The sequence below is a fragment of the Streptomyces sp. 5-10 genome, from assembly GCF_014712245.1.
Taxonomy (GTDB): domain Bacteria; phylum Actinomycetota; class Actinomycetes; order Streptomycetales; family Streptomycetaceae; genus Streptomyces; species Streptomyces violaceusniger.
The window spans coordinates 266,347-290,289 of the sequence record NZ_JACVYG010000003.1 but is presented as its reverse complement, the minus strand read 5'-3'; the positions used below and the strand labels follow the sequence as shown (position 1 = coordinate 290,289).

Annotated in this window: 18 protein-coding genes; 13 read left to right on the top strand and 5 right to left on the bottom strand. The window is 70.8% G+C overall.

The features are described from left to right. Position 1: 1 nt before the first annotated feature. On the bottom strand, positions 2 to 1,087 hold the full coding sequence (locus tag IEJ02_RS05760; protein ID WP_191063692.1) for a MerR family transcriptional regulator: 1,086 nt from the start codon (positions 1,085 to 1,087) through the stop codon (positions 2 to 4). A gap of 289 nt (positions 1,088 to 1,376) precedes the next feature. Between IEJ02_RS05760 and IEJ02_RS05755 the strand changes: the two genes are divergently transcribed. From IEJ02_RS05755 to IEJ02_RS05715, 9 genes are all read left to right on the top strand, one after another. Further along, positions 1,377 to 2,408 (top strand): DUF8189 domain-containing protein, encoded by a 1,032-nt coding sequence (locus tag IEJ02_RS05755; RefSeq protein ID WP_191063691.1) that lies wholly within the window; start codon positions 1,377 to 1,379, stop codon positions 2,406 to 2,408. 180 nt (positions 2,409 to 2,588) lie between these two features. Then, positions 2,589 to 4,394: a family 43 glycosylhydrolase gene (locus IEJ02_RS05750; protein WP_317985728.1), complete on the top strand. Its 1,806-nt coding sequence runs from the start codon at positions 2,589 to 2,591 to the stop codon at positions 4,392 to 4,394. Between the two features lie 59 nt (positions 4,395 to 4,453). Continuing rightward, a complete protein-coding gene (locus tag IEJ02_RS50285; RefSeq protein ID WP_191063689.1) occupies positions 4,454 to 6,337 on the top strand; it encodes a family 43 glycosylhydrolase in 1,884 nt (627 codons plus the stop codon). Then, the gene (locus IEJ02_RS05740; RefSeq protein WP_191063688.1) at positions 6,337 to 7,773 is read left to right on the top strand and encodes an RICIN domain-containing protein; all 1,437 of its coding nucleotides are present in this window, start codon (positions 6,337 to 6,339) and stop codon (positions 7,771 to 7,773) included. Before IEJ02_RS50285 ends, IEJ02_RS05740 begins: the two co-directional genes overlap by 1 nt. Positions 7,774 to 7,902: 129 nt before the next feature. Continuing rightward, a complete protein-coding gene (locus tag IEJ02_RS05735; protein WP_191063687.1) occupies positions 7,903 to 10,452 on the top strand; it encodes a glycoside hydrolase family 127 protein in 2,550 nt (849 codons plus the stop codon). Between the two features lie 73 nt (positions 10,453 to 10,525). Further along, a complete protein-coding gene (locus IEJ02_RS05730; protein ID WP_191063686.1) occupies positions 10,526 to 11,533 on the top strand; it encodes an aldo/keto reductase in 1,008 nt (335 codons plus the stop codon). 150 nt (positions 11,534 to 11,683) lie between these two features. Then, positions 11,684 to 12,763 carry a CobW family GTP-binding protein gene (locus IEJ02_RS05725; RefSeq protein WP_191063685.1) on the top strand — a complete coding sequence of 360 codons (1,080 nt, stop codon included), beginning with the start codon at positions 11,684 to 11,686 and terminating at the stop codon, positions 12,761 to 12,763. A 96-nt stretch (positions 12,764 to 12,859) separates the two neighbouring features. Further along, complete coding sequence (locus IEJ02_RS05720; RefSeq protein WP_191063684.1) at positions 12,860 to 14,311, top strand: FG-GAP and VCBS repeat-containing protein; 1,452 nt, start codon at positions 12,860 to 12,862, stop codon at positions 14,309 to 14,311. A gap of 77 nt (positions 14,312 to 14,388) precedes the next feature. Continuing rightward, positions 14,389 to 16,335 carry a cellulase family glycosylhydrolase gene (locus IEJ02_RS05715; protein ID WP_191063683.1) on the top strand — a complete coding sequence of 649 codons (1,947 nt, stop codon included), beginning with the start codon at positions 14,389 to 14,391 and terminating at the stop codon, positions 16,333 to 16,335. A gap of 16 nt (positions 16,336 to 16,351) precedes the next feature. Here IEJ02_RS05715 and IEJ02_RS05710 read toward each other — a convergent pair whose 3' ends face one another. Beyond that, positions 16,352 to 17,335 carry an aldo/keto reductase gene (locus IEJ02_RS05710; RefSeq protein WP_191063682.1) on the bottom strand — a complete coding sequence of 328 codons (984 nt, stop codon included), beginning with the start codon at positions 17,333 to 17,335 and terminating at the stop codon, positions 16,352 to 16,354. A 313-nt stretch (positions 17,336 to 17,648) separates the two neighbouring features. On the opposite strand from IEJ02_RS05710, the gene IEJ02_RS05705 reads away from it, so the two are divergent. Genes IEJ02_RS05705 through IEJ02_RS05695 form a run of 3 tightly spaced genes read left to right on the top strand, consistent with a single transcriptional unit; the run spans position 17,649 to position 19,330 of the window. Further along, positions 17,649 to 18,665, top strand: coding sequence for a carbon-nitrogen hydrolase family protein (locus IEJ02_RS05705; RefSeq protein ID WP_191063681.1), 1,017 nt, complete (start codon positions 17,649 to 17,651; stop codon positions 18,663 to 18,665). A gap of 45 nt (positions 18,666 to 18,710) precedes the next feature. Further along, positions 18,711 to 18,950 carry a hypothetical protein gene (locus tag IEJ02_RS05700; RefSeq protein WP_137981684.1) on the top strand — a complete coding sequence of 80 codons (240 nt, stop codon included), beginning with the start codon at positions 18,711 to 18,713 and terminating at the stop codon, positions 18,948 to 18,950. 2 nt (positions 18,951 to 18,952) lie between these two features. After that, the gene (locus IEJ02_RS05695) at positions 18,953 to 19,330 is read left to right on the top strand and encodes a toxin Doc (RefSeq protein ID WP_137981685.1); all 378 of its coding nucleotides are present in this window, start codon (positions 18,953 to 18,955) and stop codon (positions 19,328 to 19,330) included. 117 nt (positions 19,331 to 19,447) lie between these two features. Here IEJ02_RS05695 and IEJ02_RS05690 read toward each other — a convergent pair whose 3' ends face one another. The 3 genes from IEJ02_RS05690 to IEJ02_RS05680 form a co-directional block, all read right to left on the bottom strand. Continuing rightward, positions 19,448 to 20,719 (bottom strand): MFS transporter, encoded by a 1,272-nt coding sequence (locus IEJ02_RS05690; RefSeq protein ID WP_191063680.1) that lies wholly within the window; start codon positions 20,717 to 20,719, stop codon positions 19,448 to 19,450. Between the two features lie 71 nt (positions 20,720 to 20,790). Further along, a complete protein-coding gene (locus tag IEJ02_RS05685) occupies positions 20,791 to 21,294 on the bottom strand; it encodes a MarR family winged helix-turn-helix transcriptional regulator (RefSeq protein WP_191063679.1) in 504 nt (167 codons plus the stop codon). A 118-nt stretch (positions 21,295 to 21,412) separates the two neighbouring features. Continuing rightward, on the bottom strand, positions 21,413 to 22,663 hold the full coding sequence (locus IEJ02_RS05680) for a YncE family protein (RefSeq protein WP_191063678.1): 1,251 nt from the start codon (positions 22,661 to 22,663) through the stop codon (positions 21,413 to 21,415). Between the two features lie 265 nt (positions 22,664 to 22,928). Here IEJ02_RS05680 and IEJ02_RS05675 point away from each other — a divergent pair, with 265 nt between their 5' ends. Then, positions 22,929 to 23,828 (top strand): Gfo/Idh/MocA family protein, encoded by a 900-nt coding sequence (locus IEJ02_RS05675; protein ID WP_191063677.1) that lies wholly within the window; start codon positions 22,929 to 22,931, stop codon positions 23,826 to 23,828. The last annotated feature ends 115 nt before the right edge of the window (positions 23,829 to 23,943 follow it).

Genomic DNA, 23,943 nt, shown 5'->3' with positions numbered 1-23,943 from the left:
CTTACGCCGAGGTCAGCACCGCCTGTTCGGCCACATGGGCCACCACACAGGTGACGTTGTCGGGCCCGCCCGCCCGGTTGGCGAGGGCGACCAGCTCCCGTACGGCCCGGCCCGGGTCGTCCTCCGAGGCGAGCACGCGCTGGATCTCCTCGGTGGGCACGACCCCCGTCAGCCCGTCCGAGCACAGCAGGTAGCGGTCCCCGGCGCGGGCGTCCCGCAGGGCGAAGTCCGGCTCGAACGCCGAACCGGCGCCCACGGCGCGCAGCAGCAGCGCCCGCTGGGGGTGCGAGGCGGCCTCCTCGAGGGTGATCCGCCCCTCGTCGATCAGCGACTGGACCACCGTGTGGTCATGGGTGATCTGGAAGAGCTCACCGTCGCGCAGCAGATAGGCGCGCGAGTCGCCGATGTGGACCAGGCCAAGACGGGAGCCCGACCACACCATCGCGGTGAGCGTCGTGCCGACGTCCCGCAGCGCGGGGTCGGAGGCGGCCAGAGCGGAGACCGACTCATGGGCCCGGTGCGCCGCCTCTTCGAGAGCGCTGAGCAGTTCACCGCCGGGGACGCCCGCGTCCAGCGGCTTGAGCGCCTCGATCGCCGCCTCGCCGGCGCGCCGTCCGCCCCCGACGCCGTCGGCCACGGCGAGCAGGCGCGGACCGGCGTAACCGGCGTCGTCATTGCTCTCCCGGACCGAGCCGGTGTCGGAGAGCACGGCGTAGCGGATCCCCAGGGTGGTGTGGTCAGAAGACATCGTGGCGTCCTTCCCGGACAGATGGTCGACGAGAAAGGCGGCCAGGTCCCGCCGGGCGGCGGTGTCGGCCTCGACGCGTGCCCAGTACGCGCGCACCTCCCGCGCCGCCGCCTCCGGCTCCAGCTCGCACACCGCCCGGATGTCGGCCAGCGGCATGCCGAGCCGCCTCAGCCACGCCACCAGACGGGCCCGCTCCAACTGGGCCGGATCGTAGAGGCGGTAGCCGGAGTACGGATCGACGCGGGCGGGCGGCAGCAGCCCGAGCTCGTCGTACAGGCGGAGCGCCTTGGGGGACAGCCGCGACGCCCTCGCGAACGCACCGATGGTCAGCAGCCCCATGTTCGCCCTCCTCGTCGCCGGGCACCTCGCCCGGCGACCACGATGCTCCGGCTTCCCCCTTGGGGAAGGTCAAGGCGGGCCCGCGATCAGTATCTCGCCGCTCACACGAACGAATTCCCGAGGCAAATGAGCGTGTGCAATCCGATATCCCTCTCTCATGGCCATGAGTCGTTCATATCCGTACATCTTGCTTTCTTCGGGTATCCGCCATGCTTGCCCCGGGAATTGACGGTGTATCCGCGCACTCTCGTGGCCTCACGAGGTCTCACGAGAAGAGGGAGGTCCTCTCATGGTCGTTTCCACCACTCCCGGCACCGTCTGGGGCACCTGGATCAATCTTCAGGGCGGCATCCACTCCGAGCCCGCCCCGGTCACGTTCGCCGACGACCGGGTGCAGGTCTTCATCCGGGGCGGGTCGAACATCCTGTGGAGCAGGGTGGAGGCCCGCGACGGCACTTGGGGGCCGTGGCAGCAGTATCCGGGCCTGTCCGTCGACGGCATCCCGGCGCCGATCCGGGGCAAGGACGGAAAGGTCCGGGTCTTCTACCGCACCCCGAGCAACAATCTGGAGGTCATCACCCAGACCTCCATCAACTCCGGTTACGGACCACCCCAGACCCTGGTCGCCGGCATCGGGGACGACCCGGCCGCGGCGCTCGGCGCCGACGGCCGCATCTATGTGTTCTTCCCCGGCACCGACAACGCCCTGTGGTACATCCGCAACCAGGATCTGCAGTACGAGACCTACACCTCCGCGACATCGCTGGGCGGTGCCATCTTCGCCACGCCCTCGCCCATCCTCGACGGGGGAGGGCGGCTCGTGGTGGCGGTCAAGGGCTCCGGCGAGACCCTGTACACCATCCAGCAGCAGACCGAGAACTCCGCCCTCTGGGAGGCGTTCTCCCTCAACGCCCCCAACGTGACCAGCCGCCCGTCGGTGTGCCTGGACGCGGCCGGCCGGGTGCAGATCTTCTATCGCGGCTCCGACGGGTCCGTCCGGCGGGTCGGACAGAGTGACGACTACGACACGTTCGGCGCCCCCGTGAGCCTCGGCGCCCAGATCGTCTGGCGGCCCGTCTGCGCCCTGGCCCAGGACGGCCGGATCAACGTGTTCATCAAGGCCACCGACAACGCCCTGTGGGTCGCCGTGCAGAACACGGAGAACGGCACGGCCTACAGCGGCTTCCAGTCCCTGGGCGGGGTCGTCGGCTCCGCGGGCGTCGGCGTCCCCGTCCTCAACGAGGAGAACCTGCTCTACGTCTTCATCCAGGGCAGCGGCACCGCCAGGGACCTCTGGCTGCAGCGCCAGACCTTCGTCTGATCCACCCCACCACCCCATCGCGCGTCCTCCAGGGCTCCACGGTTTTCGAAACTTTCGCACCCTCTCCAGGGGCTGTCGGAAGTCATCAGAACCCTTAATCTCCGAACAAATTCGATCACTTCGGATCGCAGGAGCCCTCTGATGCCCCCGCATGCCACCCGACCCTGGAGAACGCCGGCAGTGCTGCTCGCGCTGCTGGCCGCCCTCGCTCTCGTGGTCCCCCTCACCGCGAGCCGCGTGCACGCCGCGGAGCCCCACCCGAGCGACGGGAGCGGACGCGCCGTGCAGCAGCCCTCCACGGTCTCCCGCTATCTGTTCACCGCCTTCACGAACAGCAGCGAGAGCAATATGTACGTCTACGGGTCCGACGACGCCCAGAACTTCTGGTCGATCCAGGACAAGGCGTACACCCCGCCCTCCGGTCTCGTCCGCGACCCCAGCGTCATCCACCGCGGCGGCCGCTACTACGTGGCGTACACCACCGGATGGACCGGCACCACCTTCGGCCTCGCCGTGAGCGACGACCGCCGCACCTGGACCCATCTCGCCGACATCGACCACGGCGTGGCCGCCAACAACACCTGGGCACCGGAGTTCTTCACCGACGCGCCCGACGGCAAGGTCCGCATCGTCGTCTCGCTGTCCACCGGCCCCACCGCCTACCGGCACTTCCAGCCCTACGTCCTCACCGCGCTCGACGACACCCTCACCAAGTGGAGCGAGCCCCAGCCGCTCGAGGGCATCGCGCCGAGCGAGAGCGACTACAACGGCTACATCGACACCTTCGTGGTCCGCAAGGGCGCCACGTACCACGCGTTCATCAAGAACGCCACGGGCGAACTCATCGAGCACGCCGTCGCCGACCGCGTCACCGGTCCGTACCGCTTCACCGGCAAGGGCGACTGGGCGGGGTGGGGCAGCCTGCTGGAGGGCCAGACCGTCGTCGCCCTGCCCGGCGGCGGCTATCGCATGTTCATGGACGGCTACACCGTCAAGAAGTACTACTACAGCGACAGCCCCGACCTGGAGCACTGGACGGCCAAACGGGAGCTGCCCGGCCTGTCGGGGGCCGTACGCCACGGCACCGTGATCCGGGAGACCGCCACCGTACGGCCCGGCGACGCCAACCCCGCGCTCCCCGGCTACCACGCCGACCCCGATGTGATGTACGCCAAGGGGCGGTACTGGATCTACCCCACCGAGGACGGCCACCCCGGCTGGAGCGGCACCCGCTTCAACGTCTTCTCCTCGCCCGACCTCGTCCACTGGGCCGACCACGGTCCCGCCCTCGACCTCGCCGATGTCTCCTGGTGCCACGAGAACGCCTGGGCCCCCTCGGTGGTCAGGAAGGGCGACACCTACTGGATGTACTTCAGCGCCTGCCAGTCCATCGGCGTCGCCAAGTCCTCAAGACCCCAAGGGCCGTTCACCGACGCCCTCGGCAAACCGCTGGTCGCCAAGGGGCAGTTCGGCCATCAGTCCATCGACCCGGACGCCTTCATCGACGACGACGGCACCCCCTACCTCTACTTCGGTCAGGGCGCCTTCGAGGCCGCCCGGCTCAACGACGACATGGTCTCCTTCGCCACCCAGCCGGTGAAGATCACCCCGCCCGGCTACAACGAGGCCCCGACCGTCTTCAAGCGCGCGGGCCGCTACTACGCGATGTGGTCGGAGGACGACACCCGCAGCCCGGACTACCGCGTGGCCTACGGGGTCTCCGACTCGCCGCTCGGCCCCTTCACCAAGGCGGCGGGCAACCCGGTCCTGGCCAAGGACCCCGGCGATCAGATCCTCGGCACCGGCCACAACTCCGTCATCCAGGTCCCGGGCCGCGACGAGTGGTACATCGTCTACCACCGCTTCGCCCGCCCCGGCGGCGACGGCACCCATCGCGAAGTCGCCATCGACCGGATGCGGTTCGGCCCCGACGGCACCATCCAGAAGATCCGCCCGACGCAGACGGGCATCGAGCCCGTCCGATAGACGGCATCAAGCCCGTCCCGACGTCAGGCGCATCACCCGCCAGAGCAGGAGAGAACCGTATGAGCCGCAGCGAAGAGCACCAGCCCAGCCGCAGACGCGTGGTGATGGGCGCCCTCGTCCTGGGGGCGGCCGCCGGAACGCCCGGCATCGCGCGGGCCGCCACCCCCGCGGCGCCGCAAGCGGCCGCCAAGGCCCCCGCGTACGCCAATCCGCTGGTGCGCCGGCGCGCCGATCCGCACATCCTCAGGCACACGGACGGCTACTACTACTTCACGGCCACCGTCCCCGAGTACGACCGCATCGTGCTGCGGCGCTCCAGGACCATCGGCGGCCTGGCCACCGCCGCCGAGTCGGTGATCTGGAAGAAGCACACCAGCGGCGACATGGGCGCCCACATATGGGCCCCGGAAATCCACTTCATCGACGGCAAGTGGTACATCTACTTCGCCTCCGCGCCCGCCAACGACGTCTGGAAGATCCGGATGTGGGTGCTGGAGAACGCGAGCGCCAACCCCTTCGCCGGGACCTGGACCGAGAAGGGCCGCATCGTCACCCCCATCGACTCCTTCTCCCTCGACGCCTCCACCTTCACCCATCAGGGCATCCGCTATCTCGTCTGGGCCCAGAGCAACCCGGACATCGGCAACAACTCGAGCATCTACCTCGCCCGGATGGCCAATCCATGGACCATCACCGGGCCCCAGGTGGAGATCTCCCGGCCGACGTACGACTGGGAGACCCGTGGCTTCAAGGTCAACGAGGGCCCCTCGGTCCTCCAGCGGAACGGCCGGGTCTTCCTCACCTACTCCGCGAGCGCCACCGACGCCAACTACTGCATGGGGCTGCTGACCGCCTCCGCCGGCAGCGACCTGCTCGCCGCGTCGTCCTGGAAGAAGAGCCCGCGGCCGGTCTTCACCAGCGATGACACCACCAAGCAGTACGGGCCGGGCCACAACTCCTTCACCGTCGCCGAGGACGGCCGCACCGATCTCCTCGTCTACCACGCCCGTCAGTACAAGGACATCACCGGCGACCCGCTGAACGACCCCAACCGGCACACCCGCGTCCAGGCGCTCGGCTGGAAGGCCGACGGAACCCCGGACTTCGGTGTGCCCGTGGCCGACGCGCCCGCGCGGGACGCCACGGCCGCCACCCGCTTCACCATGACGGCGTTCACCAACAGCAGCGAGTCGAACATGTACGTCTACCAGTCGTCCGACGCGACCACGTACACCCTGCTCAAGGGACCCGCCTACACCCCGCCGTCCGGGCTGATCCGCGACCCCAGCGTCATCAAGCACACCGACGGCTACTACTACATCGTCTACACGACCGACTGGACCGGGAACACCATCGGCTTCGCGCGCAGCCGCGACCGCGTCAACTGGACCTTCGTCCGCAACCACACCCTCCCGGTGGCCGGTCTCGAGCGCACCTGGGCGCCCGAGTTCTTCGTGGACGACGGCGGCGTCCACATCATCGTCTCGCTGGACACCACCGCCACACCCGAGTACATCTTCCGGCCGCACCTGCTCACCGCCACCAACGCCGCGCTGTCGTCGTGGACCACGCCCACACCGCTGAAAGGCCTGGACACCGCCAACTACATCGACACCTTCGTGGTCCGCCACGCCGGGCAGTACCACGCCTTCACCAAGCAGGAGACGACCAAGTACATCGAACACGCCACGGCCACCAGCCTCGGCGGGCCGTACACCTTCCGCGGCACCGGCGACTGGGCGGGCTGGGGCAGCTGGCGCGAGGGACCGGCGCTGGTGCGCCTGGACAACGGCGGCTGGCGGATCTACTTCGACGGCTACACCGAGCAGAAGTACTACTACAGCGACAGCCTCGACGGCTTCCGGACCTGGACCCCGATCCGGGAGCTGCCCGGGCTCACCGGATTCGCCCGCCACTTCACCGTGTGGAAGGAGACCGTGTGATGCGCGGTCGTCCCAGGGCCCGTCTGTGGACCCTCGTCGTGGCCGCCGTCCTCGGGCTGCTCGCCCCGTTGGCGGGATCGGCACAGGCCGCCCCCGTCACCGTCGCCAACGGCACCCAGTTCACCACCACATCGGGCGAGGTGGTGCACGCCCACGGCGGGGGAGTCATCAAGTCCGGCGGCTACTACTACTGGTTCGGCGAGAACCGCAACGCCGACAACACCTTCCGCTATGTCTCCGCCTACCGCTCCACGGACCTCAAGACCTGGGAGTTCCGCCGCCACGTCCTCACCCAGGCCACCGACCCCGAGCTGGCCTCCGCCAACATCGAGCGGCCCAAGGTGCTCTACAACGAGCGGACCAGGCAGTACGTGATGTGGATGCACAAGGAGAACGGCAGCGACTACAGCGAGGCGCGCGCGGCCGTCGCCACCTCCGCCACCATCGACGGCGACTACACCTGGCGGGGCAGCTTCCGCCCGCTGGGCCAGCACATGTCCCGGGACCTCACCCTCTTCCAGGACGGCGACGGTGCCGGATACATGGTCTCGGCCGCCCGGGACAACTACGACCTGCACATCTACCGGCTGACCGACGACTACACCGGGGTGGCGAGCCTGGTGGCCAACCCCTGGCCCGGCGGCCACCGCGAGGCACCGGCGCTGTTCAAGCGCGGGAACGTGTACTTCATGCTGACCTCCGGCGCCACCGGCTGGAACCCCAACCAGCAGCAGTACGCCACCGCCACCAGCCTGGCGGGCCCCTGGAGCGCGATGCGCGATGTCGGCGACGCCACCGCCTACGGCTCGCAGACCGCGTACGTCCTGCCCGTGCAGGGCAGCGGCACCACCTCGTACCTCTATCTGGGCGACCGCTGGGGGAACTCCTTCGGCGGCACCGTCAACGACTCGCGCTACGTCTGGCTGCCACTGGCCTTCCCCACCGCCACCACCCTCACCATGGACTGGTATCCGCAGCTCACCATCGACACGGCGGCGGGCACGGTGACCGGCTCCGGCGGTCCGTACACCACGCTCAGGGCCCGGCACAGCGGCAAGTGCGCCGACATCGTCTCCGGCTCGCAGACCGATGGCACCGCGGCCGTGCAGTACACCTGCAACGGCGGTGGCAATCAGCTGTTCTGGTCCAAGGACGTGGGCGGTGGCCAGGTCCAGCTGGTCGCCCGGCACAGCTCCCAGTGCCTGACGGTGGCCGGCGGCTCCACCGCCGACGGCGCCGCCGTGGTCCAGTCGGCCTGTGGCACGGGGACGAACCAGCAGTGGCGGGCCACCGACACCGGTGACGGCTACGTCCGGCTCACCGCACGCTCCAGCGGCAAGTGCCTGGACGTGGCGGACGAGTCCACGGCGGACAAGGCCGCGCTCCTCCAGTGGAGCTGTACCGGCGGCGCCAACCAGCAGTGGCGGCGCGGCTGACCGACCCGCACCGCCGGTGCCTGAGCTCCGGTGCCCGGAGGCTGTTGACGTCCCCGGGAGGGCCGGTACCTTCGCGGTGCACACGGTGTCGGACATTGTTCGTAATTTCGAACCTCAGTGAGGGAAGTCATGAGCGAACCAGTCGACAGACGGCACTTCATCGCCACCACGGCCTCCGGGGCCGCGGCCGTGGCGCTCACCGTCGCCACCGGAGGCACCGCCTCGGCGGCGGCCCCGGGCGCCACCCCGGCCGCGACCCACCGCACCCCCAAGGCGCTGACCAGCACTCAGCCCTTTCCGCTCTCCGCCGTGACCCTGCTCCCCGGCGCCTTCAAGGACAACCAGTCCCGCAACAGCGCCTATCTGCGCTTCGTCGACATCGACCGGCTGCTGCACACCTTCCGCCTCAACGTGGGCCTCCCCAGCAGCGCCCAGCCCTGCGGCGGCTGGGAGAGCCCCAGCACGGAACTGCGCGGCCACAGCACCGGCCACCTGCTGTCCGGGCTGGCCCTCAGCTACGCGAACACCGGCGACACCGCCCTGCTCGACAAGGGCCGCAAGCTGGTCTCGGCGCTCGCCGCCTGCCAGGCCAAGTCCCCGGCCGCGGGCTACGCCCAGGGCTATCTCTCGGCGTTCCCCGAGAGCTTCTTCGACCGGCTGGAGGCCGGCACCGGGGTGTGGGCGCCGTACTACACCATCCACAAGATCATGGCCGGGCTCGTCGACCAGTACCGGCTCGCGGGCAACGCCGAGGCCCTTCAGACCGTGCTGCGCCAGGCCGCCTGGGTCGACACCCGCACCGGCAAGCTCGGCTACGACCAGATGCAGCGGGTGCTGCAGACCGAGTTCGGCGGCATGAACGACGTCCTCGCCGATCTGCACGCCATCACCGGCGACAGCCGCTGGCTGAAGGTGGCCGAGCGCTTCACCCACGCCCGCGTCTTCGACCCGCTGGCCCGCAACGAGGACCAGCTGGCCGGGCTGCACGCCAACACCCAGATCCCCAAGATGGTCGGCGCCATGCGGCTGTGGGAGGAGGGGCTCGACAGCCGCTACCGCACCATCGGCGAGAACTTCTGGAAGATCGTCACCGACCACCACACCTATGTGATCGGCGGGAACAGCAACGGGGAGGCGTTCCACGAGCCCGACGCCATCGCCGCCCAGCTCTCGAACAACTGCTGCGAGAACTGCAACTCGTACAACATGCTCAAGCTCACCCGGCTGATCCACTTCCACGCACCCGAGCGCGTGGACCTGCTCGACTACTACGAGCGCACCCTGTTCAACCAGATGCTGGGGGAGCAGGACCCGGACTCGGCCCACGGCTTCAACATCTACTACACGGGTCTCGCCCCCGGCTCCTTCAAACAGCAGCCGTCCTTCATGGGCCCCGACCCCGACCAGTACTCCACCGACTACGACAACTTCTCCTGCGACCACGGCAGCGGCATGGAGACCCAGGCCAAGTTCGCGGACACCATCTACACCCACGCCGACCGCAGCCTGCTGGTGAACCTCTTCATCCCCTCCGAGCTGCGCTGGCAGGACAAGGGCATCACCTGGCGCCAGACCACCGGCTTCCCCGACCAGCAGACCACCACCCTCACCGTCACCTCCGGCGCGGCCTCCCTCGAACTGCGCGTCCGCATCCCCTCCTGGGCGGCCGGGGCCCGCGCCACGCTCAACGGCACCACCCTCGCCGACCGGCCGGCCCCCGGAAGCTGGCTGATCATCGACCGCGCGTGGAAGACCGGCGACCGGGTCGAGGTGACCCTGCCGATGAAGCTGACGTTCGACCCCACCCCCGACGACCCCGACGTCCGGGCCGTGCTCTACGGGCCCGTGGTGCTCGCCGGGGCGTACGGCGGGCGCACCGGAATGACCATGCCGCGCCTGGACACCGGATCGGTGACGCAGACGGCCACCAGCCCCCTGCGGTTCAGCGCCACGGCCAGTGGGGAGAGCGTGACCCTGCTGCCGGTCGCCCGCGTCCACCACCAGCACTACAACGTGTACTGGCTGACCGGGCAGCCGCCCACCCCGCCGCCCGCCTTCGCCGCCTGGCACCGCCTCGACGAGACCTCCGGCACCACGGCGGCCGACGCCACCGGCCGCGGGAAGACCGCCCGGCTCGTCGGCGGCGCCTCCTGGACGGCGGGCAGGACCGGTGGCGCGGTCGCCCTGAACGGCGCGGACGGCCATGTCGTCCTCGCCGACGACCTCCTGGCCGGTGCCCGTGCGTACACCCTGGCCACCTGGGTCCGGCTGGACGGCACCCCCGCCACCTGGACCCGGATCTTCGACATCGGGACCGGTGTCACCGCCAATATGTTCCTCACCCCCGTGGCCGACTCCGGAAAGCTGCGCTTCGCCATCACCGCGGGCGGCGGCGGGGCCGAGCAGCGCATCGAGGCCGCCCCGCTGCCCACCGGCCAGTGGGTCCATGTGGCCGTCGCCTACGGCAGTGGCACCGCCGTCCTCTACGTCGGCGGGCGCGAGGTGGGGCGCAACACCGCCATCACCGTCGAGCCCGTGCACTTCGGCAACCACATCCGCGCCGGCTACCTCGGGAAGTCGCAGTACCCGGACCCGTACCTCAAGGCCGCGTTCGACGACGTCCGTGTGTACGGCAGGACACTCAGCGCTAATGAGGTCGCCACTTTGGCCCAAAGCTGACAAGCTCGGGCGGGCGGGCCGTCCCCACGGCCCGTCCGCTCCCAACCGCACCGTACGGACAAGGACGACGCGCATGGTCCACCTCGCCGCCGAGAACCGCTACGACTCCATGCAATACCAGCGCTGCGGCCGCAGCGGTGTGCTGCTTCCGAAGGTCTCGCTCGGCCTGTGGCACAACTTCGGCGACACCCACCCCCTGGAGACCCAGCGCGCGGTGCTGCGCCGCGCCTTCGACCTCGGCGTCACCCATATCGATCTGGCCAACAACTACGGTCCGCCGCCGGGCAGCGCCGAGAGCAACTTCGGCTCGATCTTCGCCCAGGACTTCCGCCGCTACCGCGATGAGCTCTTCATCGCCAGCAAGGCCGGATATCTGATGTGGCCGGGGCCGTACGGCGAGTGGGGTTCGCGCAAGTACGTCCTCGCCAGCCTTGACCAGTCGCTGTCCCGGATGGGGCTGGACTACGTCGATGTCTTCTACTCCCACCGCTTCGACCCGGACACTCCGCTGGAAGAGACGATGGGCGCGCTCGACAGCGCGGTGCGGCAGGGCAAGGCGCTCTACGCGGGGCTGTCCAACTACCCGCCGGAGGCGATCGCCGAGGCCGCCGCGATCCTGAAGGAGCTGCGCACCCCGTACCTGATCAACCAGCATCCGTACTCGATCCTCCAGCGCGGGGTCGAGGGCGGGGTGCTCCAGGCGTCCGCCGAGGCGGGGGTCGGGGTCATCGCCTTCTCACCGCTGGCGCAGGGGCAGCTCACCGACCGCTATCTGCACGGGGTGCCCGCCGATTCGCGCATGGCGCTCGGCCACTTCCTCAAGCGCGAGACCCTGACCGAGGAGCGGCTGGGCCTGCTGCACGCCCTCAACAAGCTCGCGGAGGGCCGCGGCCAGACCCTCGCCCAGCTGGCGCTCGCATGGGTGCTGCGGGACCCCCGGGTGGTCTCGGTGCTGATCGGCGCGAGCAGCGTCGCCCAGCTGGAGCAGAACGTCGCGGTGCTGGACTCGCCCGCCTTCAGCGACGCCGAGCTGGCCGAGATCGACCGGCTCTCGGCCGAGGCGGGGATCGAGATCCCCTGACCGGTCCCGCCCCGGGAGCACGAAGGACTCGAGGCCCGCCGCGCCCGGCGTGGCGGGCCACGGTCATGTGCGCGCACACGGCCATCGGCGGCCGGATAGCATGAGCGGTCCGCCCGAGATCACCACGGACCGCCGCACGGAGACACAGCCTTGGCCACACAACGGATTCCGGTCATTCTCGTCACGGGTTTTCTGGGCTCCGGCAAGACGACGATGCTCAACCATCTGATGCGGGACAGCACGGACACCCGGATCGGCGTCATCGTCAATGACTTCGGATCGATCAACATCGACGCGATGGCCGTCGCCGGGCAGGTCGATTCGATGATTCCGATCGAGAACGGCTGTCTGTGCTGTGCGGCGGACGCCTCCGAGATGGACGAGATGCTCGAGCGGCTCACCGATCCCGAGCTGCGCATCGATGTCGTGGTGATCGAGGCCAGCGGTCTCGCCGAGCCGCAGAGCATGATCCGTACGCTGCTGTCCAGCAGCAATGAGCGGATCGTCTACGGCGGTCTGGTGGAGGTCGTGGACGCCGCGGAGTTCCCGGACACCCGGATCCGTCACCCCGAGCTCGACCGCCATGTCCGCGCCGCGGACCTCGTCGTGCTCAACAAGACCGACCGCGTCGCCGAGGACGAGCGGCGGGGTCTGCTGGAGGCCCTTCAGGAGATCGCCCCCGGCGCGCCGGTCGTGACCGCCGCGCACGGGCGCGTGGACCCCGCACTCCTCTTCGACCGCCGGCCCCGCGAGACCGCGGAGGAAGGCTTCCGGCAGCTCTCGTTCGCCGACGTATGGGCCGACGAGGGGTGTGGCGCCGACGGGTGCGGGGACGACGTCCGCGGCCACGGCCATGACCACAGCCTGCACCTCCACGCCGCCTACGAGAGCGTGGAGTTCTCCGCGGCCGAGCCGCTCCATCCGCAACGGCTGATGGAATTTCTCGACAGCCGTCCGGCGGGCCTGTACCGCGCCAAGGGGTTCCTCCACTTCGCGGGCGCGGGCCGGGAGCGGAAGTTCGGGCTGCACGCGGTCGGCTCGTACCTCCGCTTCCAGCTCTCGCCCTGGGAGCGCGGTGAGCCCCGCACCACCCAGCTGGTGATGATCGGCACCGGAATCGACGCCGACACCCTCACCAAACGCCTGGCCGCGTGCGTGGCGACGCCCGGGGAAGAGATCGACGAGACCCATCTCATGGGCGTGCTCCGCTATGTGGACGAGGCGGACTAGGGAAATCGATGGAGGCGGCCGTACAACCCTGAGGCGACGTCAGATGTCCTGATGGGTGTACATGAGGTAAACGCTCATCAACGAGCAGGAGGAAGTGTGCGCCCCCGTTCCCTCACCACCGTCGTGCGTTGCGCGACGGTGGCCGCGCTTGTGACGACCCCCGCCTTACTCGCCGTACCCTCCGCGGGTGCCGCCGAGGCCCGACCCGCCGCGGCCGCCGCGCCGAAGGTCGACTTCAACAAGGACGGACGCGCCGACCTCGCCGTCTCCGCCCCCGCCGGCACGGTGGGCGGCAAGGCGAAGGCGGGCTATGTCGCCGTCGTCTACGGCTCCGCCTCCGGCGCGGACACCGCCCACCGCCAGGTCGTCAGCCAGGCGACCGAGGGCGTCCCCGGCGACCCCGCCGCATCGGCGTTCTTCGGGGCCCACACCGTCGCCCGCGACCTCGACGGCGACGGCTACACCGATCTGGCGATCCAGACCGGCAAGTCCCCGGCCCTCACGGTTCTGTGGGGCTCGCCGAACGGGCTGACCGGCGGCACCCAGCTGCCCGGCGGCAACGGCGACCACTGGGGTGACAGCGTCATCGCGGGCGGTGACTTCAACGGCGACGGCCACGCCGACCTGGTCGACGTGGTCACCACCGGCGAGGGCCCGGACGACGAGAAGACCGGAGTGCGCGTCCGCCTCGGCCCGTTCACCCGGGACGGCGAGGACGCGGGCGGCTCCTTCTCCGACACCGGCCGGTTCGACGCGCCGACCAGTCTGACCGCGGGCGACATCACCGGCGACGGCAAGGACGACCTCGTCTCCACCCACGCCTTCGAGGAGATGTCCCAGTCCAGCCTGTTCTTCAAGGGCGACGACAAGGGCCTGTCGCAGAAGGCCGCCGACCTCACCGACGCCGCCTCCGCGACCATCGGCGACGTCGACAAGGACGGCCACGGCGATCTGGTCCTGCGCACCGTCCCCGGTGACGTCGTCGAGAACCTGCCGTACGACCACGGCACGCTGAAGGTCCTCTACGGCACCGCGTCCGGGCCGAGCACCACCCGCACCACGACCATCGACCAGAACACCGCGGGCGTCCCCGGCGTCAACGAGGACGGCGACCAGTTCGGCTACTCGCTGAGCTCCGGCGACGTCAACGGCGACGGCTACGCGGACATCGCCGTCGGCATCCCGTACGAGGGCCTGGACTCGGTCAAGGAGGCGGGCAGCGTCGTCCAGCTCTACGGTGGCCGGGGCGGGCTGTCCGGCACCGGAGCCCAGGCGTTCACCCAGGACACCGCCGGTGTCCCCGGTGTCGCGGAGGCGGGCGACCACTTCGCCATGGCGACGGGGCTCGCCGACACCGACGGCGACGGCAAGGACGACCTGGCCGTGGGCGCGCCCGACGAGGACGGCGCCCAGTCCACCAGCGGTGCGGCCTGGGTGCTGCGCGGCCAGGCGGGCGGCCTCACCACGGACGGCGTCGTCTCCTTCGGGCCGGACTCCCTCGGGGCGCCGGAGGCCGGTGCGGCCCTGGGTCGTGGTTTCCAGCGGTAACCACATCGCCTCGGCGCCGAACTTCTCTTCGAACGTCAGCAGTTGACGATCCCTCAGGTTTACTGGACGGTAGGTCCATGCCGACTCATGAGACACGAGGGATACGGATCGGCCACCCCCGACCGGGTCGCACCCGGCTGCTCGGGGTGGCCGTCCTGCTGCTGGCGGCGGCCGCGGCCCCGGGCACTCCGGCGGCCGCGGCCGAGGCGCCCTGGTTCGACGGCCGGGCGGCGGACCGGGTGACCGTGGACGGCACCCGGTTCGCCGACGGCCACGGACGCGAGGTCGTGCTGCGCGGCTTCAACGTGTCCGGCGAGACCAAACTGGAGGAGAACGGCGGGCTCCCGTTCGCCACCACCGCCGACGCCCAGAAATCCGCCGCCGCCATGCGCCACCTCACCGGCGCCAACGCGGTGCGGTTCCTGCTCTCCTGGGCCCATGCCGAGCCCGAGCCCGGCCAGGTGGACACCGGCTATCTGGAGAAGGCCACCGCGCAGATGAAGGCGTTCCTCGACGCCGGGATCCGGGTCTTCCCCGACTTCCACCAGGACCTCTACTCCCGCCATCTCTTCGACAAGGACAGCTGGTACAGCGGCGACGGCGCCCCGAAGTGGGTCGTCGACGCGGGCGGCTACCCCAAGGAGTCCTGCGGCATCTGCTTCCACTGGGGCCAGAACATCACCCAGAACCAGGCGGTCAGAGGCGCCACCCGCGACTTCTGGCGCAACCGCGCCCTGACCACCGGCGCGGGCACCGTACGCGTCCAGGACGCCTTCCTGGCCACCGCCGAGAAGACCATGACCTACCTCGCCCGCCACCTCACCGACGACCAGTTCACCCGCGTCGTCGGCTTCGACCCGCTCAACGAGCCGTACGCGGGCACGTACGACGACGGCCAGAACAGCCGCACCTGGGAGAAGAGCGTGCTGTGGCCCTTCTACGAGAAGTTCCGCGCCCGTATGGACGCCGCGGGCTGGCAGGACAAGCCCGCCTTCGTGGAGCCCAATATGTTCTGGAACTCCAACCTGGACTTCCAGCGCCAGGAGGGCGGACTCCTGGACGCCGGAAAGCCCGGCCCCGACTACGTCTTCAACACCCACTACTACGACCAGAAGGCCATCTCCGGGGTCTTCATGCCCGGCAAGGCGGCCGACGGCCAGTACGCGGCCGACTTCGGCGCCCTGCGCGACCGCTCCACCGCCCTGGACCTGCCCGCCGTCATGAGCGAGTTCGGCCATCCGCTGACCGGCTTCACCTCCGACAAGGCCCCCACCGTCGTCAAGGGCATGTACCAGGCGCTGGACTCCCGCCTCCCCGGCGCCTCCTGGTGGACCCGGCCGGCCGCCTCCGGCGCCGTGCTCTCCTCCACCCAGTGGCAGTGGGACCTCTACAACGGCCGCCACCACGAGGCCATGAACGGCAACACCGGGAAGATCCTCACCGAGGGCGACGCCTGGAACGACGAGGACCTCTCGGCCGTCCGCCTCGACGACTCCGGCACCGCCGCCCTGCGCCAGGACGCCCGGCTGCTCGACCGGATCTATCCGCGCGCCGTCGCGGGCCGCACCCTCGCCTTCACCTTCGAGGACCGTGCGCGTGACGGCTCCACCACGCTCAGCTGGGACCGCATCCCCGGCAGCCTGCGAAACGTCGCCGAGGTCACCGGCTCCGGCCGCTACGGCATGCTGGTGTGGCGCTCCGACGGCGCCACCGACGCGCCCACCGAACTCCGGCTGCCCCGCGACTTCGACCCCGCCCGGACCACCGTCGTCTCCGACCTGGGCACCGTCACCGGCCCGCCCGCGTACACCGCGCACGGCCACACCGCCGACCACCCCGTCGCCACCGCGGCGGAGCCCGGCGACGGCGCCGGGAACCGGCTGGTGCTCTCCGCCCCGGCCGACGAGCCCACCGGCACCCTGCACTACGCGCTGATCGCCGACGGCACCGCCGCCCCCACGGCGGAGCAGCGCGCCGCCGCCCAGCGCGAACTCGCGCAATGGGCGGCGGACGCCGGCTTCTGAGCCCCGCGTGCCACCGTTACCAGCGATGGTGCACCTGGGCCCGGATCCGCCGGTCGTACAGGTCGCCGACGGCCTCCAGCGTGGTACCCGGCAGCGGGGGCAGTCCCGCGGCGGCCGCGTTCGCCCGAGCCTGCTCGGGCGAACGCGCGCCGGGGATGACCGAGGTCACGCCCGGCTGCTGGATGATCCACCGCAGCGCCGTCTGTGCGGGGGTGGCTCCCGCCCGGGCCAGCCCGGCGAACTCCACCGCGGCCTCGATCCCCTCCTCGAAGCCCACGCCGGAGAACGTCTCGCCCTGGTCGAACATCTCGCCGTGCCGGTTGAAGGTGCGGTGGTCGTTCTCGGCGAAGACGGTGTCCTTGGTGTACTTCCCGGACAGCAGACCGGACGCCAGCGGCACCCGCGCGATGATCCCCACACCGGCCTCCCGCGCCGCCGGCACCACCTCCTCCAGCGGCTTGAGCCGGAACGGGTTGAGGATGATCTGCACGCTCGCCGTGCCCGGACGCGCGATCGCCGCCAGCGCCTCCGCACACGTCTCGACGCTCACCCCGTAGGCCGCCACCCGCTCCTCGGCCACCAGGGTGTCCAGCGCGTCGAAGACCGCGGCCGAGGAGTGCACCGAGGAGGGCGGGCAGTGCAGCTGCACCAGATCCAGGGTGTCCACGCCCAGGTTGGCCCGCGAACGGTCGGTCCATGCGCGGAAGTTGTCCAGGGTGTAGTTCTCCGCCAGCTGCGGCAGGCGCCGCCCCATCTTGGTCGCCACGAAGATCCCGGCGTCCGGGCGCGACCTCAGGTACCGCCCGATGAGCTGTTCGCTGCGCCCGTCCCCGTACACATCGGCGGTGTCGAAGAACGTCACGCCCGCTTCGACGGCCGCGTCCAGCACGGCCAGGGCGTCCTTCTCACCCACCTCGCCCCAGTCCGCGCCCAACTGCCAGGTGCCCAGGCCCACGACCGAGACCTTCCGGCCGAGTCGGCCGAACTCACGCTGCTCCATGCTCCCTCTTCTCACTTACGGCGACGCGGCTCACCGTAGCTGTCGTTCACCAGTCGTGCACCGTGCCATCCGCCAGCCGGTTCACGGCGGATACGCGGGCTGGGCGCGAGGCGTCCCGGTCGAGCAGCGACGGCACCACGTGGCTCTACCCGCTTCCCGCCGCCGGGATCCGGAGGCGACGGCCCCTCGCGAACCCACCTCGCGCCCGGGTAGCGTGGCGGCATGCTTTGACACCCGCCCCGCCCCCGGGGCCCACCGGGACACCTCCTTCGCATCGCCCGCACGCCATCAGGTACCGAAGGAGGCATCCGCCATGACCACCCTCACCGTCGCCCTGCTCCAACTCGCCCCGCCTGGGCCCGATTTGTCCGTGAACCTCGCCCTCGGCGAGGCGGCCTGCCGCCGGGCCCGGGCGCTCGGCGCCGATATCGCGCTCTTCCCCGAGATGTGGAGCAACGGCTACAGCTGCGCCGTCCCCGAGGGCTCCGCCGACGGCGACGTCTACCGCCATCCGTCGCTGTGGGACGGCGCCCGCACCCCGGCCGCGCCATGGCCCGAGCCCGTCTGGCTCGGCGAGCCGATCACCCGCGACTCGCCCTTCGTCACCCGCTTCCGGGAGTTGGCAGCCGAGCTCGAGATGGCCATCGCGCTCACCTACCTGGAGCGCTCGGACGGACCGCCGCGCAACACCCTCTCCCTCATCGACCGGCACGGCCGCCTGGTGCTGACCTACGCCAAGGTGCACACCTGCGCCTTCGACCTGCCCGAGGCCGGCCTGACCCCGGGGGAGGGGTTCGAGGTGTGCGCCCTGGACACGGCGGTGGGCGAGGTGATGACCGGGGCGATGATCTGTTACGACCGGGAGTTCCCGGAGAGCGCCCGCGCCCTGATGCTCGCCGGGGCGGAGATCGTCCTCACCCCGAACGCCTGCGAGCTGGAGATCAACCGGCTCTCCCAGTTCCGCTCCCGCGCCGTGGAGAACATGACCGGTATGGCCATGGCCAACTACGCCGGTCCCGGCTGGGGGCACTCCGTCGCCCACGACGGCATCGCCTTCGTGGACGGGCGGTCGCGGGACACGCTGGTGGTCGAGGCGGGTGAGGCCGAGGGGGTCTATCCGGCGGTCTTCGACCTCGACGCGCTGCGCGACCACCGGCGCCGGGAGGCCTGGGGAGACGCCTTCCGCCGCCCCGCCGCGTACCGGAGCCTGACCGACCGTGAGGTGCGCGAGCCGTTCGTCCGGGTCGGGCCCGACGGCGGTCCCGTCCCCGGCCGCAGCCTCCCTCATGGCTGGAAAGGTTTGTCAAGTACCTACAAAAACATGATCTGAGCTGCGGCGATTGCTGACGGGGTACCCGGTGAGTAGGGTGTCCTCATGTCAGCACTCAACGTGGAATTCAGCGATCGGGAACTGGAGGATCTCCGTCAGATCGCCAAGGAGCGCGGTACCACCATGAAAGCCCTCGTCCGCGAGGCGACCGTGGCCGACATCGCGCGTCACCGCGCTCTGCAGGAGGGTGCCGAGGTCTTCCGTCGGTTCTTCGTGGACAACGCCGACGCCTTCGCGGACGCGTTCCCCGACGATGAGCACCGCCAGCCCGGGCAGGCCGCCTGACCATGGCCCCGCCGCTGCATATCGACGTCCCCTGGCTGCTGCAGCGCCATGAGGAGGTCATGCCGGAACAGCCGGCCATCTCGGACTTCTCGGGTCTGGTCGCGGCCGTCGCCCGCCACCGCGTCGACCCGCCGCGCCTGGGTGTCGATCCCGACCCCGCGTGGCGGGCCGCGGCCCTGCTGCACACCATCGCGCTGCTCAGACCCCTTCCGGCGAGCAACGCGCGGTTCGCCGCCGCGACCGCGGTCGCCTATATGCACGCCTCCGGCGAGGGCATCGACCCGCCGTACGGGGCGCTGATCGACCTGGTCCGCGACATCCTCTCGGGCAAGTCCGACGTCTTCGACGCGGCCAGCCACATCCGTTCCTGGCGGATCTGAGGCTCCTGGCAGATTCACGGGGGGCGGGGCCGGGCCCATGGGAGACGGAGCCCTCATGGACGGGGCCCTCACGGACGGGGCCCTCACGGACGGGGCCCACCGGGGCCCCGTCCCGCGTCAGCCCGCCGAGCCGAGCTCCTCGGCCAGCGCCTGCTTCTCCAGCGTCTCGCGCCGCTCCTCGGCCGGGGCGTGTCCGGCCGCCTCCGCCGCCTGGACGCGCTCGGCCTCGGCGAGCAGCGAGTGCCCGGTGGCCAGGACGCCGATGCCCAGCGCGACCGCCGCTGCCCCGATGTAGAAGGGCAGATGCACACCGCTGTGCTCGGCTATCTTGCCCGCCGCGTACGGGGCCAGACCGCCGCCGATGAAGCGGACGAAACCGTAGGAGGCGGAGGCGACGGGCCGTTCGACGGGGGCGACGGTCATCACCGCCTGGGTGGTGATGGTGTTGTTGATCCCGATGAAGGCGCCCGCCACGATCACCGCCACGATCAGCGTCGTCTTGGAGTCGGTGAACAGACCGATGACGAGGATGTCGAGGGCGAACAGCGCCAGATTCAGATACAGGGACCGGGCTATGCCCAGCCGCGCCTGCAGCCAGGGGGCGCCGAAGACCGAGAAGAAGGCGACGAGCACACCCCAGCCGGTGAAGACGTAGCCGAGCTCATGGGTGCCCAGGTCCATCGGGAACGGGGCGTAGCCCAGCACCGTGAAGAAGCCCCAGTTGTAGCAGAGCGCGGTCAGCCCCATGGTGAGCAGTCCGCGGTGGCGCAGCGCCTTGATCGGGTCGGCGATCGAGGCCCGGCGCGCCGGGGTCGGAGTGGGCTGGACCAGCACGATCGTCGCGATCAGCGCGATGGCCATCAGGACCGCCACGCCGAAGAACGGCCCGCGCCAGCTGATCGAGCCGAGCTCGCCGCCCAGCAGCGGCCCGATCGCGATGCCGATGCCCAGCGCGGTCTCGTAGAGGATGATCGCGCCGGCGAAGCCACCGCTGGCCGAGCCCACGATGACGGCCAGCGAGGTGGCGATGAACAGGGCGTTGCCCAGCCCCCATCCGGCGCGGAAGCCGACGATCCCGTCGATGCTGCCGGACGCCCCGGCCGCCGCGCTGAAGAGCACGATGAGCACCAGACCGGCCACCAGGGTGCGCTTGGCGCCGATACGGCTGGAGACGAACCCGGTGACCAGCATGGCGACGGCGGTGACCACCAGATAGCTGGTGAACAGCAGCGACACCTGGCTCGGCGTGGCATGCAGCTTGGCGGAGAGGGAGGGCAGGATCGGATCCACGAGGCCGATGCCCATGAAGGAGATCACACAGGCGAAGGCGACCGCCCATACGGCCTTCGGCTGCTTGAAGGGGTTGGGGGCGCTGGGATGAGCGGACAAATGATGCTCCGTCGTTCAGGGCCCGAGCCGTGACGACATGGCGAGCCGTGGCGCGGCAGGGTGCCGGTTGATCAGGAAGCGGTGTCTCCCGGGGACTTCCGCGCCCGTGCCGCGCTCTCGACCAGCCGCTGGAAGGCGGGGGTGGCGGCGCGGACGGCGGTGGCGAGTGCCTGTTCGTCCTCGGGGGAGAGGGTGGCCAGCAGTTCGGCGAGCCGGTTCGTACGGCCGCGGCGCCGCTCGGCGAGCAGCTCCCGCCCGGCGTCGGTGATCGCCACCAGCACCACCCGCCCGTCGTGCGGATCGTCGACCCGGGTCACCAGACCCTGTCGCTCCAGCCGCTGGATCAGCTGGGTCATCGAGGGCTGGGTGACGCCCTCGTCGGCGGCCAGGGCCGTGAGCCGGAACGGGCCCTCCCGGCTGAGCCGGCCGAGGGTCGAGGCCGCGGTGAAGCTGATGTCCCGGTTGGTCAGATGGCGCACCGCGAGGAACGCCAGCTGCTCCAGCGCCTCCGCGACCTCCTCACGGGTGGCGGGGGCGTCGGATTCCCGGGGACCGGACTGCTGTGTGTATTCCACATCTACTTTTATATCACGCCTCTATATAGGCAGGCTATGCAGCAGACTATGCAGATGGTCGCAGCCCCGGGCGGGCGCCGACACACAGCCCCGGACGGGCGCCCTCGGGCACACCGCCTCAGCGGAAGATTCCGGTGTGGCCGAGGGAGTAGCGGCCGGGCTGGGGGTAGACCGCGAGCCCGTGCGGGCCGCCGCCGACCGGGATCCGGGCGCGCAGCCGGCCGGTGCGGGTGTCGATCGCGTAGACCTCGGCGTTGTAGCGGCCCGAGAGCCACAGCACCTTGCCGTCGGTGGACACCCCGCCCATGTCGGGGCTGCCGCCGCCGGGGAGCCGCCACCGCCGCACCAGCTTGCCGGTCTTGAAGGACAGCACCGAGATGGTGCCCTCGCCGCGGTTGGAGATGTACAGGGAACGGGAGTCGCGGCTGACGTAGAGGCCGTGCGTGCCCTTCCCGGTGGGCAGCAGCCGCGGCTTGCCGAAGGTGTCGCCGTTGAGCACCCACAGGCCGTTCGCCACCATGTCGGCGACGTACCAGGTCTTGCCGTTGGGCGAGATCTTGACGTCCTGCGGCATGGCCCCGGCGATCGGCAGCCGCTGCTTGGCGATCACCTTCTTCTTCGCCGTGTCCACCTTCAGCAGCTCACCGGAGAACTCGCACGAGACGATGAAGTAGCGCCCGTCCGGCGAGAAGTCCGCGTGGTTGATCCCGTAGCAGTCCACCGGCACCGACTTGACCACCTTCATGGTGTGCGCGTCCCGGAAGACCAGCGCCCGGTCCATGGAGGCCATCACCACGGCGTACTTCCCGTCCGGGGTGAAGTAGAGGTTGTACGGGTCGTGGACGTCCACCGGGCGGCCCACCCGGCCGTTGGCGGGGTTGATGGGGGTGAGGGTGTTCCCCAGGTCGTTGTTGACCCACAGCGTCTTCAGATCCCACGAGGGCACCACGTGCTGCGGCTGGTGGCCCACCCGGAACGTGCGGATGACCTTGAACTTCTCCGGGTCGATGACGCTCACCGTGTCCGAGAGCGTGTTGGGCACGTACACCCGCGACGGATAGTCCTTCACCGTCCGGGACAGCTTCCCCGGCCGGTCGGCCGCGTAGAGGTCATGCGGGTCCAGCGGGGGCGGCATCCCCGGCAGCAGCCGGGCCAGTTCGGCCTTCTTCTCCGCCTTCTTCTTCGCCGCGGCCGACGCCTGGAGCGCGCTCTGCCGCGCCGACGCCGACGCCGCCCGGTCCGGCCCGTGCTCGCTCGAGGAGGCGCAGGCCGGAACCGCCGCCCCGCACAGCAGCAGGGCCGCCGCGGCCCGGACCGTGGCACGCCGCCGGTGTGTGCGGGAGGGGGAGCGGGACGAGCCACGGGCCACGGGTTCCTCCAGCGGTGAGGGTGGGCTTCGGCCGTCCCCCGCACCGTGGCCGGCCATGGCCTCACCCTGGCACCGCCCCCTGTCACCGGCATCCGCCGGCGGCCAGGCGGGGGAGGGGCGTACCGCGCTCGGCGGAAGCGCCCGGGCCGTACGGGCGTAGGATCGCGGCCGACACCCGGGGAAGGCCCCGGGGGCTTCACGGCTTCACGGCTTCATGCCTTTACGGCTTCATGGCTTCACGGCTTCACGCGGAGGGGGACGGACAGTGCGGTTCGGAGTGCTGGGCACCGGACACTGGGCGGCCGAGACGCACGCGGCGGCGCTCGCCGCGCACCCCGTGGCCGAACTGGCCGGGATATGGGGGCGCGATCCGGCGAAGGCGCAGGCTCTGGCGGACCGCTGGGGCACCCGTGCCTACCCGGACGCCGACGCGCTCATCGCCGACGTGGACGCCGTGGCCATCGCCCTCCCGCCGGACATCCAGAGCGGACTCGCCGAGCGGGCCGCGCTGGCCGGGCGCCATCTGCTGCTGGACAAGCCGCTGGCCTTCGGCACCGAGGAGGCCGACCGGATCGTGCACGCCGTGGACGAGCGCGGGCTGGCCTCGGTCGTGTTCTTCACCAACCGCTTCGCGGCGCCCGTCGAGACCTTCCTCCAGCAGGCCGCGGCGGACGGTGGCTGGGACGGCGGCCGCGCCACCGCCTTCGCCTCGATCTTCCAGCCCGGCGGCCGCTACGGCGGCTCCCGCTGGCGGCGGGAGCGCGGCGGGCTGTGGGACGTCGGCCCGCACTCGCTGTCCGTCCTGCTGCCGGTGCTCGGACCGGTGGCCGAGGTCACCGCCCTGGAGGGGCCGCGCGGCGCGGCGCATGTGCTGCTGCGCCACCACTCCGATGCCATCGGCACGCTCGCGCTCACCCTGGACGCCCGGCCCGCCGCCCAGGGCTTCTCCTGCGACTTCTACGGCGAGCGGGGGATCGCCGCGGTGCCCGAGGCGGGGACCACCGCGGTGGACGCCTTCGCCACGGCCGTCGACCGGCTGCTGAGCGCGGCCCGCGACGGCGGCGCGGCCGATCCCTGCGACGTACGGTTCGGCCGCGAGGTCGTCGCCGTGCTGGAGGCCGCCGACCGTTCCGGCCGCGAGGGGCGCACCGTCGTGCCGCGCTGAGCGCGCGCTGTCCCGTGGTGAGCCAGCGCCCCAGCTGAGTGCCCTCCGCTGACTGCTCTCCGCGCTGAGCGCCGCCCGCGCTGAGCGCCGCCCGCGCTGAGCGAGCGCCCCGACG